Origin of the sequence: Ruegeria sp. EL01, assembly GCF_900313035.1 — a bacterium.
Lineage (GTDB): Bacteria > Pseudomonadota > Alphaproteobacteria > Rhodobacterales > Rhodobacteraceae > Ruegeria.
Genome location: NZ_OMPS01000018.1, coordinates 1 through 14974, shown reverse-complemented (window position 1 = coordinate 14974; position 14974 = coordinate 1). Strand labels below are relative to the sequence as shown.

Sequence of the window (14974 nt, the reverse complement as noted above, 5' to 3'; positions counted from 1 at the left end):
AACGTAGGTGCCGCCGGTGGGGAGGTCAAGATATCTGGGTGCGCGACACGGCGTCCGTCACAAGATCGTGTGGCAGCCACATCAGTTCAGCCGTTCGGGTCCACAGAATTGCGGTTCGTATCTGTTTGTCCGGATAGATTTGCGCCAAAGCTTGCGCATAGGCCCCCATCTGCCGCAGCAGGCCTTCGGGGCAGCTCTCGGCTTGGGCCGGAACGGTCGCATTTGATTTGAAATCAATTACATGGACCTCTGATTCTGCCACGATCAGACGATCCACAACGCCGCGCATGCGCTGCCCATTCAGGTCTGCCGAGATCGGGACCTCGGCCAGAGCATCCGCGGCAAAGACTGGCTTCAAGTGATCAGCACTCAGGACGTGAACGGCTTCGGCCAAAAGCTCTTGTCGTTCCGCCTCATGCATATCGGAAAGAACCCGGGCGCAAAGCTGTGGCCACATATCCCGCCCTGTTCCAGGTAATTGTTCCAGCAACAGATGCAGGCGGGTTCCGCGAAGCTTGGCCGCCGCTTCATCCTGCCCGGAATCCCCGGGCAATGCCTTGGCACCGCCCAGATCTGACGGGCTGAGCGTTTCTGCAGGTTTTAGTGGTTCTGGTGCGGGTTGAAAGAATACGTCTGGTAACTCGACGTTTGTTTGCACCGTTTCGGAATGTTCGACCATGGGCAGGGCGTCCCAATCCCCGTGCGAGAGCCTTCGGATGTCCGAGCTCGGCAGTTGAGTTGCCCCTGCCCGTTCCATCGCGGCCTCTACCATCTGATACCAACTGGTTCCGTCCTTGCCGACATCGCCAGCAGCCGCAACGACTAACCACTTTTCGGCCCGTGTTAGGGCCACATACAGCAATCGCAGACGTTCGTTCTCTTCCTTGCCGCGCGCGTCATCTCGGGCTTGCGACACAAGCTTAGGCGACGCGTCTGCCGGAACTTTCCATAGCGGCACCTCGTCCGCGACCATAATCTCGGCGTCGCGCGGGGGCTGCCGTTTGCCCGTATCCGGCAGAATGACAATTGGTGCTTCCAAACCCTTAGAGCCATGCACGGTCATGACCCGGATCATATTGCCAACACCGCTCATCTGACGCTTGATCTCCAGATCATCGGTCTGCATCCAGACCAGAAACCCGGTCAGGCTGGGAATATCCGTCCGCTCATACGCCAGGGCCTGCGACAGCAACGCGTTTATGCCGTCCTCGGCCTCTGCCCCCAAGCGGCCTAGCAGTTTGCGCCGCCCGTCGTGGCGCGTCAGGATGCGTTCGGTCAGGTCATACGGGCGTAAAAAGTCGATCTGCCCTCGCAGATCGTTCAGTATAGCGATTGTTTCAGGAAATTCAGCGCCTCGCTTGCGCAGGGCCGCCCATAGAAACTGTTCTTCGCGCCGATGGGCCAGATCGAAAAGCTGTTGTTCTGACCATCCGAACAGCGGTGATTTTAGCACAGTGGCCAACGATAGACTGTCTTCGGGGGTGGCCAGGAAACTCAGCAGTGCGGCCAGATCCTTAACGGCGAGCTCGGCGCCAACCTTAAGTCGGTCGGCTCCGGCAATCGGCAAGCCTTCGGACTTACACGCGCGTATGATCTCGGCAAACAAATCTGATCGACGCTGTACCAAGATAAGGAAATCACCCGGTTGAGCTTTCCGGCGCATAAATTGTCCCGGGGTATCGCCATCTACTGGGATCATTGCGCCGCCCTCGATCATCGTCCTGATCGACTTGGCGAGGCGTTCCGCCAAGTTGATGGTGTGGTGGCGCGCGCCGGGACGATCCACAGGATCGGTCCAGTCGCCTTCGATGTCATCTTCGACTTTTTCCACCACCGGCCATAAATCGACGCGGCCGGGCAGATCGGCCTTGAAGGCGCGGTGCTGGGCATCCTTGTGAAACCCCGCCTCTGCGCGATTTTCAAACAGGATGTCGACCAAGCTCAGGATCGCGCTGGAGGATCGAAATGAATACTCAAGCGTCGAATCCCACAATTTAGAGCCTGATTCTTCCAGTTTTCGTCCAAACTCAGCCTGCATCCGATCAAAGGCTTGCGGGTCCGCCCCCTGAAAGGAATAGATCGATTGCTTCTTGTCACCGACAACAAAGATCGTACGCTCAACCCCGGATCTGGCCCCTTCCCCGCTGGTGAATTCCTGCGCCAGCTTTTCGACCACATCCCACTGATCCGGGCTGGTGTCCTGGGCTTCGTCCACCAGAATATGGTCGATGCCACCGTCCAGACGATAGAGCACCCACTCTGCCACCGCCGGATCGTTCAAAACCTGCCGCGCACGCAAAATCAGATCATCAAAATCCAGCCATCCACGTAGCTGTTTGCGCCGTTCGTATTCCGGCAAGAAGGCAGCAGCAAACCGGTGCAGAACCGCCGTTTTTTCCGCCGCGACAAGCGCCAGGCGGCGTTCCCGCGCGGCCTCGATCCGAAGCATGAAGGCTTCAAGTTGCGGCATCTTGCTGGCCAACGCGCCTTCGCGCAGGGCTTTGGTCGGAAACCCGTTGATCTTGGCTGCAAAGGGTTCTTTCGCGGACTTGCCCGCCAGCAACACGCTTTCCAGCAAGCGCAGAGAGCTTGATCCTGCGCTGGAAAATCCGGCGAGTTTCTCTGCCGCCTTGGCGTTGTTGCCACCGCTTTCGATCAAAGCAGGCAAGATAGATCGGATCAGGTCGACCTCTCCGCCCAGAAAAACCCGAGATACCAGGGTGTTCTCGTCAAACCCGTCCGGCAACCCAAAGCGTTGCAAAAGATCAGTCCTTTGCAACGGGTGCGCAAACAGGTTCCGTTTTTGTGTCACCGCAGCCGTCAGGTTTTCAAACCCGGAATCGGTGACAAAGCGCGCGACATCTTCGATCAGCCCCGCTTGGGGGCCTTCGGCAAAATCTTCGATGATTTCTTCACGCAACAGGGCCGCGGCGCGATCCTCCATCTCGGTGAACTGTGGGCTGACGCCAGCCTCGAGCGGGAAACGGCGCAGCAGCGAGGCGCAAAACGAATGGATCGTCTGGATTTTCAGCCCACCCGGCGTTTCGATGGCGCGGGCAAACAACGTGCGCGCCTGAGCAAGCTGCGCAGGATCGATGACACCCTGAACCCCCAGATCGGTCAGTTGTTCCAGCAGCGGTTCATTCCCCAGCATGGCCCATTCGCCAAGTCGTTTGAACAACCGGTTCTGCATCTCGCTGGCGGCGGCCTTGGTATAGGTCAGGCACAGAATGTGTTGGGGTTGCACTCCGCTCAGCAGCAGACGCGCGACGCGATCTGTCAGAACCCGTGTCTTGCCCGAGCCCGCATTGGCGGCGAGCCATGTCGACGCATCAGGGCGCGCGGCCTGCACCTGCCGTTCGGTGGCATCGTTGCGGGGGCTCATGTCAGGTCCTCGGGGCGGGTATTGGCGGTGCGGTCCCATTCGCCAAACCGGGCCAGATGATCATAGTCGCCCAAGTCTGTGTCCTTATGCAGCATGCGACGGGATGAAAAACCCTGATCAGGCTCTAAATAGGCGGAAATCAGTTGTTTCAGCTCGGTCAAAACCTTATCGGCTGGCTCTTTTGACAGCGGTGCCGGGACTTCCTTGTAGGTGCCGCCCATACCGACAAAGACAGCTTCGGCCACCGACATCGGGTCGATCCCGTCAATGCCGCCCTGCTCTGCCACGACGGCTTCGATCAGCAGCTGTTTGTCAAATTTGGACTGTTGGCTTTCGGTCGGAGGCGCGCCGGTTTTGTAATCGATGATCCGCAATGCGCCCCGGCTGTTGCGGTCAATCCGGTCAGCGCGCCCTGCGATGGTAAAGTCGAGCGGCGTCAAGGCCAGTTTCATACTGGCCTCAAAAGCAATGGGGCCGCCATCGCCGCGTCGTTTGATTTCGGCGCTCAGGAAGTCGTCTGCGATTCGTTCAAGCCGCGCGTGCCATAACTTGCGTGCCGTTGGCCATGCCACATGCCGATCCAGCAAGGCGTTGGCCCGGCTCAGAAAATTCTCACGAGTCAGCAAGGCGCTGTCGAGCACGCTGTCTTTGATGAAGTGTTCAAGAATTTCGTGAATGACGATCCCACGCAGCAAGGCATCTGGCGCTTGCACCAGCGGGTTGAGCGGCTTCAGTCGCAAAACATGTTTGGCGTAAATCGCGTAAGGATCACGGATCAGTCGCTTGATCTCGGTCACGGACAGCCGTCGCGGGCGCGCCGCAATCGGAGGCCTGGGCGAGGGTCGCTGTGCCGCAGCAATCCGAGGGGCGTCTTCCAAGGCCTCGGACCATGTCAACCACTGCTGTCCACGGGTCCGCATTTCGTCCAACACTGCAGGACCGCCCTGCTCTGGCAGGCCCTGCAGCAGATTGGCGAGGCGGTTTATCCAGCGCGACGGGACGGTCGCGGCATCGTCCGATCGAACCGCACGGGTCAACCAGACCTCGGGCGCACCAATGGCCTGCTGGAAATCATGCGCCGACAGACCGATCCGCCGTTCGGGCAACAACAGACCAGCTTTGTCGCGCATCTGGCGGTTCAACCAGGGATCTGGCGCGGGCGCTTCGGGCCAGCTGCCTTCGTTCAACCCGCCGAGGATCAGTAGGTCAGCCCCTTGCACACGGGCCTCCAACGTCCCCCAGATCATGATGCGGGGATGCGGCGCGTCGCGATCGCGGACCTCTTCACCCGCAAGCAGTGCACCAAGCAGATCAGCAAAGTCATGGGCCGTCATGGGGCCGCCATGATGCGCCTCATCCTTCAGAGACGTCACGAGGCTCAGCGCTTTTTGCCCGGTGTTCTTGTCCCACAGAGTTCCGGCTTCTCCAGAGCTGCCTGCGGATATCGCCTCGGCCAAACCCCGCAGGTGATCAACCCAATCGGTCAGTAACCGATCGCCCAAGATCTGTTGATCACAGAAATGCGTTGTCACCCATTTCACCCACCCCTCGGGTACCTCTTTGCGGATGGCAAAGGCGGCCAGGCTGATGGCGTCGGGGAACGGTGGGCCATGTCGCCTAAGGTCAAGTTCCAGATCACGGGTGTGCAGCAAATGTGCGCCGCGCTCTGCACCGTCATGGCATAGGGGGTGCTTGAGCAGCGTCAACAGCGCCTCGCCATCCAGTCGGCGGGCAAACAGGCCAGCGACATGGCGCAGAAACCGACCCGGTGGGGACAGTTGCAAAGGCAGGCCCGCGCTGTCGTCCGGCAGGATGTTCCACCGGTCCAGTGCGGCGCTGACTTGCCGTGTCAGCATCCGGTCCGGCGTGATCAACGCCGCAGTCTGACCGGTTTCGGTCGCCTGACGCAGCCGCAGAGCGATGGCCAGCGCTTCCGCTCGGGGCGATTGCGCCTCGACCAGAGTCAGCTTTTTGGTGGCATCGTGTAGATCTGAAAGTTGCGGCCCCTCAGTCATCCAGGCATCTGTGATGGGCGCGGGGCGTAAAGCGAGCGAAACCAACCGGTTGCGGGCGGGAGAAGGCGCTTGACGGTCCGTCCATGGCGCAATCTCGTTCGGGGAAATATCCAGCCCGCGCATCAGTTTGTGGAACCTGTATTGCGGATGATCTTCTGACGTCAGCGCCTCATCCAACTCGTGCCAAACATGATCGGGCTGGTCGAAATCGTATCCGGGCAGCACCAGTGCCCCTTGTGGTAGACGGGCGATCGCCTGCATCAGCATCATGGTGGTGCCACGTGACCCGGTTGACCCGGCAAGAACAACCGGATGTTGTGGCGGCGCCACCTGCCAGCGGGCGATCAGATCTTCGACCACGCGCCGCTGGCGGGCCTGCGCGTCCATGGCGTCTGTCCCGGAATCGATAAAGTGATCGGTGATCCCGATAAAGGCCTGCGCGCGCGCCCAGTGGCCAGACATGTCACTAACATCCAACTGGCGGATTGCGTCCGGGGACACGCCTTCGCCCTGCATCTCGTCGATCAGGGCCGCCAGACTGTCGGATAGATCGAACAGGGTCGAGCGCGCGGCCAGATCGGGTTGCTGGTCCAGCAGCTTGGCGATCAACTGTGTCAGTTCCAACCGACGGCGCAGGGGTGGGATGGCCGGTGGGATCTGCGCCAGATCCAGGCTTTCCCCCAGATCGGTAACCAGGGACAGTCGTGGCAATAGACAAGCCGGTCCTTGATCAAACAAGTCCCGCACGCGCCTGGCCATCCGACGGGTGTTAACGACAAGTTGCACGCGCGCCAATGCTTCGGGCGGGCCAGTGTTGCGCCGTCGCAGACCTTCGACCAAAGCTTTGGGAAAATCGGCTCCGGGTGGAACCGCAAAGACGCGGGGCAGGGTACCGGGGTCAAACATCTGCCAGCAAACCCTCGGCCAGCGCAATCCCTTCGGGTCGTCCGACATCACACCAGCGTCCGGGATACTCCAACGCAAACAGGCGACCTTGATCAAGTATTTGATCCCAAAGAAGATTCAGCGAAAATACCTGTTGCGGGAACGCTTGCAAGCCACCGGTCTTAAGGATCTGAGCCCCGCCATAGACCAGTCCGGGTCCACGCGTGATCCGCCCGTTCTGATCAGCAGTAAAATCTCCCGGTCCGGCATGACCGACGGTCCGGCTGGTGGGAATACACATCAACAGCGCGTCCATGCGCTGGGGATCCCATGCGCTGTTCAGTAAGGTCAAGGGGTTAGCGCCAGCCCAGATCGCATCCGAGTTCATCGTAAAAACAGGATTTGTGTCCAGCAGGGGCAAGGCTGCGCGCAATCCACCCCCGGTTTCCAGAATCTCCGGCGTTTCGTGGGACAGAAGAACACCTTTCGGCGTCAGATGAGCCGAGAGCTGATCTGAACGGTAATGCAGGTTGGCGACGACGCGTTTTGGGTTCACCTCCCTCACCAGTTCCAACGCGTGATCGATCAGCGGCATGCCGGCGACTTCGATCAGCGGTTTGGGCCGATCTTTGGTCAAATCGCCCATTCGGGTACCAAACCCGGCCGCAAACAACATCAGCGCATCAGGAGAACCAGTCATTTTACCCTCAGCTTTGCCAGGTTTTCCGGCGTTGGTGCGGGCAGTGCCTCTCGCAGCAAGTCTGCAATCGGGATCAGCGCGGGATGTTCCAGATCGCGCATCAGATGCGACCAGGTGGCAGGGATCAGGTCAACGTAGTGGGGTTTGCCATAGTCAGTCGCCAGCCGTGAAAAGCCGCCAAGAATACGCAGATTCCTTTGTACTCCCAGTATGTTATATGCAGTGCGAAAGCCGTGATCATCCAGCCCCGTGATCGCGAGGTAGCGGTCGATCATCCGCATCTCGGTTGCGGCAGACACAGTACGGCGCACGTCCTGCAACAGCGACATTAGGTCATACGCGGGGTGCCCCAGCATTGCGGATTGAAAATCCAGTAAACCGACGCGCAGAACGCCCGCATTTTTAGGCAGCCAGATCAGGTTTTCCGCATGATAATCCCTTTGGATCACGACTTTAGTGCCCGACGTCCCCTGGTGCAGAATATGAGAAAACCGGTCTTCAAATCGCGTCAGGGCCGTCACGTCGTATTGTCCAAGAATGCCTTTCGCATATTTGGTAAAGGATAACGCGGCCAATTCGGTCATCAGTTCAGGGTCATAGGACGGCACCGATAGCAAAGGCGCTTTGTGCAAGTGGACTAAAACGTCGGTTGCGGCTTCGTAGAGAGCACGCTCTTTTGTCGGTTCCCGCTCTAAAACGCGGGCAAAAAGATCATCGCCCAAATCTTCGAGCAACAGGAACCCGTATTGGGCATCTTCTGCGTAGATCTCAGGCGCGTTCAGGCCGTTCGAACGCAGGTATTCGGCAACACGAACAAAAGGGGTGACGTCTTCGCCTTTTTCCGGAGGCGCATCCATCAAAACAGCTGTGCGGCCGTTGACAGGATCGGTCAGGCGTTCATAGCGACGGTTCGAGGCGTCCCCAGCCAGCGGCGCACGGCTGGCGTTGGCCCAGGGCGTCTGCGCGATCAGGGCCTCGGCCAAAACTGCCCGGTTTGTCATGCCGCGTTCTCCAGTTTCTGAGTCCATTTCGGGTCGGACCATGACGCGGTCAGATGACGGGCATCGATTAAGTCGGGGTCTGTTTGAAAGCTTAAAGTCAATGCTGTTGTGGGCTTTAGTGGGCCAAGTTTGTCGGGCCATTCCACGAGACACACTGCGTGATCGAACGCTTCGATCAGCCCGAGTTCTTCGACCTCGTCCACGGCGCTTAGGCGATACAGATCGCAATGCCAGATTTCACCCGCTTGCGTGTCGTAGGCTTGCACCAATGTAAAGGTGGGCGATGGGACATCTTCGGATACATCCATCAGTGATTGTATGAGACTGCGCGCGAAATGGGTTTTCCCACTGCCGATTGCGCCTTCCAGCAACAGGATGTCGCCGGGACCCGCGTCAGCGCCAAGGCGCGCCGCAAATTCTGCGGTTTCCTGCGGTGAATTCAGAGTGATGGAGTAGGGCGCCTTGATCATGGCGCCACAATGAACGTGCGCCCCAGCGGCTGCAACCCGGTTCAGGCGCTGATCTGTTGCATCCTGCGCGCGTCGAGCGACTTGTTGTCCATGGCAAAGCGCACAATCGTTGCGCCGTTCTGCATTGGCGTCACCGTGCAGTCCAATACGGTCCCGTTGCGCATCAGAACTTCGGCGGTCCATTCAGCGCGGTCATCGCGCATTTCGACAAAATCGCGGATTTCCCCGAGGATCGGTGTGGCGACACAATAGTCCTGCCAGCTTCGCGTCACAGCCATCACGGTGTCGGTCTGAAAACCAACCTCATCCGTGTCGCCCCAAAGCATTTGATACGCATAGTTTGTAAGCGCCAATGTTCCATCATCCGCAAAGACCGCGATGGCATCGGCCAGCTTGTCCAGAATTGATTGCATCAGGTCCATTTCTGAGCGGAACCGACGGGTCAGAGTAATCTCGGCCGTAATATCTTCGAACAAAAAGGCTACGGCGCCGTCCGGATGTGGCCGTCCGCTGACCGAGTAGACAGAACCGGACGGCAAAGACCAGGTTTCCTGATATTCGCCATCTTCCGCGGCCTCGAGCAGGTCGTTCATCTGCCGACGCCAGCTGCGATAGTTTTTGGGCTCGGGCATCATGTGCTGATCACGCAAGCGGTCGAAAAAGCTGCTGAGGCTGGGGCGGCAGCTTAGAAAATCGGGTGGCAGGCTTGTCAGGTCAATTAGGGCTGGATTGAATAATGCCAGTTGGCGATTGCGGTCGAAGATGGCTAAGCCAATCGACAATTGCGCAAAGGTTTTGGTCATTGTCTGAACGAATTTACGCTGGGCGGTTTCGGCTTGGACAATGGCGTTGACGTCAACGGCGTAACACAGGCGACCTTCGTCATGCTCGACTTGGGTCAAGTCGAACCACAGCCGACTGCTGCTGCCTGCAACTTCGACCGAGACACGGGATTTACCACTTGGGCGCGGCTCATCCTGAGGTGCCGGAAACAATGGCGCTGTTAAATCAGCATCCAGACCGCGCGCCTTTCGCACAAGCGCGACATAGGCCGCATTGCACCATCGGATCCTGTTGGCGCTGGTCAGCAACCAAACAGGGTAGGGTGCCTGATCCATTGCCAGCCGAATGGGGTCATTCGGGTCCCGTAACCTGGCGTGCTTTGTGTTGGGGGCTTCGCGCAACTGCACCCGGATGATGCCGTCAATCCATTCGCACACAACTTCGCGTTCGACCGTGCAATCGATAGCCGACACGATGAGGTTGCCCTGATCCCGGACATCTTCAGGTGTTTCAGGAAAGGTCGGGAAATCCCGTTGCAAAAGACGCCGCAGATCGGCCCATTCTGCAACGCGCTCAAATCCTGCAAGCGCGATATCCGAATGGCTTATCAATCGGTTACCATCAAACAGAAACACCGAGTCAAACAGCGACGAGGTTGAGAACAACCCATAGCTGTCATCGCGACGCGCGCGGCGCGGCAGCAACCATTGTATTGCGACGCAACAAGAGACAAGGCTGATCGCGGCCAGAATGATCCAGTCGGCCATAAATTACCCCACATCTGAATGGAACTGGACCGGACTATGCTTGGGATTGGTTAACGGTGTCTTAATCTACACCTGAATGTGCTGGTTAGCGCCAGAGGGAACGGGCGTATCACCTTTTTGCGCATCGATCAGATTGCGTGGCCATGACACTCTTACAATCGCCCCTTTGCGATCACGATGGTCTGACAGATGTTGATAAGGGTCAGATCCGTTGGCGAATTCCAGCTCGGCCCCGCTGCGTTCCAGCAAGGTTTTGGCGATGAACAATCCCAGACCCATGCCTTCATATTCGGGGCGGGCGCGTTGATCGGATTCGGCTCGCCTGCGACGAACAAATGGATCACCAATCCGACCGAACATTTGCGCAGGATACCCGCGCCCGTCATCCATAATGTTGATGGTGATCAGTTCGGGGGTCCATCCCGCCTCGACCCAGACATTGGTGCGGGCAAAATCCACGGCATTCTGGATCAGGTTGCGCAGCCCATGGATGATTTCGGGTTTTCGTAAGATCGAGGGGTGTTGCACATCCCCGTCACCCGCGGGACCTTCGGCAAAGTGAATCACCTTGCCGCGGTCGATATGCGGCTCGGCCGCCTCGTGAATAACGGTCGAAAGTGGTGCCTGGCGCAGGTGCAGATCGTCCTTACCAGCCCGGCCCATGTCACGCAGAATATCCCGGCACCGATTGGCCTGCTCTCGGATCAGGGCGGCGTCCTCCTTTAAGTCCGGGCGATCATCCAGTTCCTCGATCAGCTCGGAACTGGTGAGCTTTATTGTCGCTAGCGGCGTGCCCAGCTCATGGGCGGCAGCAGCCACAACCCCGCCGAGGTCTGTCAGTTTCTGCTCGCGCGCCAAGGCCATATGTGTGGCCGACAGCGCCTCGGACATCGATTGCACTTCGGTACTGACCCGATGCGAATAGGCGCCAATGAATATTATCGCGATGATGATCGCTGCCCAGTTGCCGAACAAAAGGATGTCTGGGATGTCCAGGACAAGCCCCAGATTCGTCCGCAACGGCAAATGAAACTCGGCCAGCAAAGTGGTGAGGATTATGGCAACCCCGCCGACAATCAACGTGGACCGCGTGCTCATAACGTTCGCCGAGATTGTCACCGGACCCAGCAGCAGCAACGCAAACGGATTGTTCAGCCCGCCCGTCAGGTACAAAAGAATGGCAAGTTGTGAAAGATCGAACAGCACCATCAGGAAGTTCTCGAACTCGGACAGGCGCTTGTTCTGTGGAAACAGCATGATTGCGGTCAGGTTGCCCATGACCGAGATTCCGATCGCCAGATAGCACAGGCCCAGTTCCAACTGAACGTGATAATATCGCTGAGCCACCGTGATTGCGGTGATCTGGCCAAAAATGGCCACCCAGCGCAGCAGAATCAGGGTGCGCAGGCGAATCCAGCTGCTGCGTTCCTGGCCGCGCCAAAAGGTCTGGTTGGAATCTGCCATTGGTCCATTATGTCCTGTTGCATAGGCTGATCATCTTGATAGGTGTCCCGGCCGAAACGATCAACAACCCCTTGCGTCTGGATATCCATCATGACCCGCCTTTACGCTATACTCGCCGCTGTCGTTCTTGCCGTTGGCCTTGGCGCCATGTGGCTTATGACGCGGGGTGGTGGGTCAGATGATCAGTTCGCACAATGCCGGTCCAGCCAGATCGCGGGTGGTACAGCGGCGATTGGTGGCCCGTTTGAGCTGGTCAATGGCAAGGGCGAGACGGTCACGGACAAAGATGTGATCACCGAACCGACTCTGGTTTACTTCGGCTATACCTTCTGCCCGGACGTTTGCCCGTTCGACATGTCCCGCAATGCTGAAGCCATCGATATTATGGCCGAACGCGGCCAATCGGTGACACCGCTTTTCATCTCGATCGATCCGGATCGCGACACGCCAGACGTTGTGGGGGATTATGCTTTTAACCTGCATGAGCGGATGATTGCCCTGACCGGGTCGCCAGAACAGGTCAAGGCGGCCAGCAAAGCCTATAAAACCTATTACAAAGCGCATGACAAAAGTGACGAATACTACCTGGTCGATCATTCCACCTTTACCTATCTGGTCACGCCCGAACATGGATTCCTTGAGTTTTTCAAACGCGAAGACACGGCCGAGCAGATGGCCGACAAGGTGGGCTGCTTTCTAGACCAGGTCTAAGAGTGACACATCGGTTTGACCTTTGTTCCCGCGCTGCTATTACTCATATTCAAGCCAAAGGCATGAAATAGCAGAAAGACCCACATATGGCAGACAGTTCTCAGCTTGATATCGGCCCTGACAAATCGCTGCTGTTGGTAGATGATGACGAGCCGTTTCTGAGACGTTTGGCCAAGGCCATGGAGAAACGCGGCTTCGAAGTTGAAACCGCCGGATCTGTTGCCGCAGGCCGTGCAATTTCCACAGCCCGCCCGCCCGCCTATGCGGTCGTCGATCTTCGGTTAGAGGACGGCAACGGTCTGGACGTGGTTGAAGTACTGCGCGAAAAACGCCCCGACAGCAGGGTAGTGGTGCTGACCGGCTATGGTGCGATTGCGACCGCTGTTGCGGCTGTCAAAATCGGGGCGACCGACTATCTGTCGAAACCTGCTGATGCGACTGACATTACCAACGCGTTGCTGGCCAAGGGCGACGAACTGCCACCGCCACCGGAAAACCCCATGAGCGCGGATCGCGTCCGTTGGGAACATATCCAGCGCGTCTATGAACTATGTGATCGCAATGTCAGCGAAACGGCGCGGCGTTTGAATATGCACCGCCGGACCTTGCAGCGGATCTTGGCCAAGCGCAGCCCACGGTAAGGGATCTTGGCTCGTCGGTGCGGGCGCCGAACCAAAACCGCTGACTTCAAAATTTTAAGATTGTGTCAGGCATGGTCAGCGATGACCGTGCCTTTGTTGCCCGTAACCTGATGGATTGTGGCCCCAAAAGTCGAAAATATCGTTTTGTTAACCAATTCTGTGCTATCGCGCTAACCTAAACGAACTAATAGTTCGCATCCGCCAATCCCGATGTTTTCATGAAAACAAGTGAGAAAACTTCAAGTGTCTCTTCTGCCAAACACGCCATATGACGTCCTGAAAATTTCGAACCCAATCCTTAAGGGGATTGTGTCACTGGTGACAAAGGCGGCAGAAACATTCGGGTTTTGGCAACATCCAAGAAAGGGCGCGGCGGGCGATGTTGCCGAAATGAACCTGTTGGACAATCTGTACTGGGTCTACAAATGTAAAAACCCGGTCGAACTGCCCGAGCCTGAGCTTGAAACCTCAGAGTTCATGCGATCCACAGATGCTCAGCTGTCGCCGCGCACCGACGATGAAAGCGCAAAAACGATCACGTTGAGTTTTGCCGGGGATATATTGCGAACCCACCGGGCTGAGGTCGCACAGGATCAGGTCTACGCGCAGATAGAAGATCTTTTGTTTCACGATGACGTTGTGATTGCCAACTACGAGTCACCGGTCACAACGCAACCTTTGGTGGACGAAGTGATCGGGGATGCCGGCCCTCCCGTTGAATGTGCATCCGAAGACCAGTTCGATGCCCTGACCAGCCACAATGGGACGGTCTTTGATGTGCTGAACCTGGCGAACAACCATATCTTCGACATGGGTGTTGAGGGGCTGGAAACCACTCTGTCTGTCTTGAAGCAAAGAAACATCCTGCAAGTCGGTGTGAACGAAACCGAAGCCGAGACAAATGTCGTCAAAACGATCGAACGAAACGGCATAAAGCTGGGGTTTGTGTCTTGCGCGTTTGGAACCAACGGCCAATCGCTGCCGGACGGCCAACCCTACAGCGTCAATCTTGCCAAACTGACCTCCAAACACGAGGCGCCAGATATTGCACTGCTTAAGAGGCAGATAGCCAACGCTAAAGCGGCGAATTGTGATCTGGTCGTAGCGATACTCCATTGGGGTCACGAGTTCGAGTTGTTCCCGCGTCGCGCGCAGCAAAAAGCAGCCGAAGAATTGGCCGATTTTGGCGCTGATATCATTGTCTGCCACCATCCGCATGTCGCGCAACCGATCCAGCTTTATAAATCAAAGTCGAGAAGCGACCGGATTGTTCCAATTGCCTATTCACTGGGAAGTCTGCTGTGGGGCTTTGCGCACGACCACATTGCCAGCAGCAAAATCCTGCAGGTCGAAGTGCAGAAATCCCAGGGCAAGACTGCGATCACAAACCTCAAGGCAACGCCTGTTCGCTGGCGGGCGCATGAGTCCGACGGGCGTATTACTCAGAAAGTGGAACGAGCGGTCAGTTGATCAGGATTTCAGCTTTATTTCCCGCAATTTGTCCTGAGTTAACGCCGTTACTGGCCCGTCGCACCGAAACTTCATCGACTCTACTGTTGCATCCGCGATCTTGCCGGAATTGTTGTTAGCGAATCTAAAGCCTGGTGAGAAGTTTGCAGCAAAGTCTGCTTTGCGGGACAAGGACGAAACCGCTCTCGCGGTATTGGCGCTTGTGGCGAGTGATGCACACTAAATGGACGCTACGATTTTGTAGATGGGCGCGCCTGTCTGACGATTGGGACCTTCTCAATCTGATGACAGGAGGTTCCGATGACGGACCAGTATGTGCCTGCGCTGCGCCAGCGTTTTCTCGAAGACATGCGGATCAAGGGGCTGCAGCCCAAGACGCAGACGATGTACCTGCGGGCGATGCGCGACTTCACGCGGTTTCTCGGGCACTCGCCGGACACAGCGACACCGGAAGAGCTCAGGGCGTTCCAACTTGACATGAAGGAGCGGAGTGTGGGAGCGCCCACGTTCAACAACCGGCTGACGGTGCTGAGCTTCTTCTTTGCGACGACATGCCCGCGCCCGGAGATGAAGCGGCATATGCGCTACCAGCGGGCGGCCAAGAAGATCCCCGTTGTGCTGAGCGCCGAGGAGGTTGCGCGTATCCTCGAAACGGCACCCGGGCCGGGTTTGCGGTACCGAG

11 protein-coding genes are annotated in these 14974 nt (G+C 57.6%); 4 read left to right on the top strand and 7 right to left on the bottom strand.

The window, feature by feature from the left end; all coding sequences use genetic code 11:
* Positions 1-25: 25 nt before the first annotated feature.
* The 7 genes from addA to regB form a co-directional block, all read right to left on the bottom strand.
* Positions 26-3385: a double-strand break repair helicase AddA gene (gene addA, locus D9K61_RS09495; protein WP_120633017.1), complete on the bottom strand. Its 3360-nt coding sequence runs from the start codon at positions 3383-3385 to the stop codon at positions 26-28.
* Positions 3382-6306, bottom strand: coding sequence for a double-strand break repair protein AddB (addB, locus tag D9K61_RS09490; RefSeq protein ID WP_120633016.1), 2925 nt, complete (start codon positions 6304-6306; stop codon positions 3382-3384). The genes addA and addB overlap by 4 nt, the downstream gene beginning before the upstream one ends.
* A complete protein-coding gene (locus D9K61_RS09485) occupies positions 6299-6985 on the bottom strand; it encodes a nucleotidyltransferase family protein (RefSeq protein ID WP_120633015.1) in 687 nt (228 codons plus the stop codon). Before D9K61_RS09485 ends, addB begins: the two co-directional genes overlap by 8 nt.
* On the bottom strand, positions 6982-7986 hold the full coding sequence (locus D9K61_RS09480) for an aminoglycoside phosphotransferase family protein (RefSeq protein WP_120633014.1): 1005 nt from the start codon (positions 7984-7986) through the stop codon (positions 6982-6984). Before D9K61_RS09480 ends, D9K61_RS09485 begins: the two co-directional genes overlap by 4 nt.
* Positions 7983-8456, bottom strand: a complete 474-nt coding sequence (tsaE, locus tag D9K61_RS09475; RefSeq protein ID WP_120633013.1) for a tRNA (adenosine(37)-N6)-threonylcarbamoyltransferase complex ATPase subunit type 1 TsaE — start codon at positions 8454-8456, stop codon at positions 7983-7985. Before tsaE ends, D9K61_RS09480 begins: the two co-directional genes overlap by 4 nt.
* A 41-nt stretch (positions 8457-8497) precedes the next feature.
* The gene (locus tag D9K61_RS09470) at positions 8498-10006 is read right to left on the bottom strand and encodes a PAS-domain containing protein (RefSeq protein ID WP_120633012.1); all 1509 of its coding nucleotides are present in this window, start codon (positions 10004-10006) and stop codon (positions 8498-8500) included.
* 66 nt (positions 10007-10072) lie between these two features.
* Complete coding sequence (gene regB, locus D9K61_RS09465) at positions 10073-11470, bottom strand: sensor histidine kinase RegB (protein WP_120633011.1); 1398 nt, start codon at positions 11468-11470, stop codon at positions 10073-10075.
* A 90-nt stretch (positions 11471-11560) separates the two neighbouring features.
* Between regB and D9K61_RS09460 the strand changes: the two genes are divergently transcribed.
* The 4 genes from D9K61_RS09460 to D9K61_RS09445 form a co-directional block, all read left to right on the top strand.
* Positions 11561-12181 carry an SCO family protein gene (locus D9K61_RS09460; RefSeq protein ID WP_120633010.1) on the top strand — a complete coding sequence of 207 codons (621 nt, stop codon included), beginning with the start codon at positions 11561-11563 and terminating at the stop codon, positions 12179-12181.
* Positions 12182-12267: 86 nt separating this feature from the next.
* Positions 12268-12822, top strand: coding sequence for an ActR/PrrA/RegA family redox response regulator transcription factor (locus D9K61_RS09455; protein ID WP_050604676.1), 555 nt, complete (start codon positions 12268-12270; stop codon positions 12820-12822).
* A gap of 228 nt (positions 12823-13050) precedes the next feature.
* Positions 13051-14292: a CapA family protein gene (locus tag D9K61_RS09450; protein ID WP_162946823.1), complete on the top strand. Its 1242-nt coding sequence runs from the start codon at positions 13051-13053 to the stop codon at positions 14290-14292.
* 300 nt (positions 14293-14592) lie between these two features.
* On the top strand, positions 14593-14974 hold a 382-nt coding region (locus tag D9K61_RS09445; RefSeq protein ID WP_162946822.1), incomplete at its 3' end, for a site-specific integrase.

What these genes read in the sequence shown, in the direction of transcription:
- addA (WP_120633017.1), bottom strand. Translation starts at nt 3,385, where the DNA reads ATGAGCCCCCGCAACGATGCCACCGAACGGCAGGTGCAGGCCGCGCGC.
- addB (WP_120633016.1), bottom strand. Translation starts at nt 6,306, where the DNA reads ATGTTTGACCCCGGTACCCTGCCCCGCGTCTTTGCGGTTCCACCCGGA.
- D9K61_RS09485 (WP_120633015.1), bottom strand. Translation starts at nt 6,985, where the DNA reads ATGACTGGTTCTCCTGATGCGCTGATGTTGTTTGCGGCCGGGTTTGGT.
- D9K61_RS09480 (WP_120633014.1), bottom strand. Translation starts at nt 7,986, where the DNA reads ATGACAAACCGGGCAGTTTTGGCCGAGGCCCTGATCGCGCAGACGCCC.
- tsaE (WP_120633013.1), bottom strand. Translation starts at nt 8,456, where the DNA reads ATGATCAAGGCGCCCTACTCCATCACTCTGAATTCACCGCAGGAAACC.
- D9K61_RS09470 (WP_120633012.1), bottom strand. Translation starts at nt 10,006, where the DNA reads ATGGCCGACTGGATCATTCTGGCCGCGATCAGCCTTGTCTCTTGTTGC.
- regB (WP_120633011.1), bottom strand. Translation starts at nt 11,470, where the DNA reads ATGGCAGATTCCAACCAGACCTTTTGGCGCGGCCAGGAACGCAGCAGC.
- D9K61_RS09460 (WP_120633010.1), top strand. Translation starts at nt 11,561, where the DNA reads ATGACCCGCCTTTACGCTATACTCGCCGCTGTCGTTCTTGCCGTTGGC.
- D9K61_RS09455 (WP_050604676.1), top strand. Translation starts at nt 12,268, where the DNA reads ATGGCAGACAGTTCTCAGCTTGATATCGGCCCTGACAAATCGCTGCTG.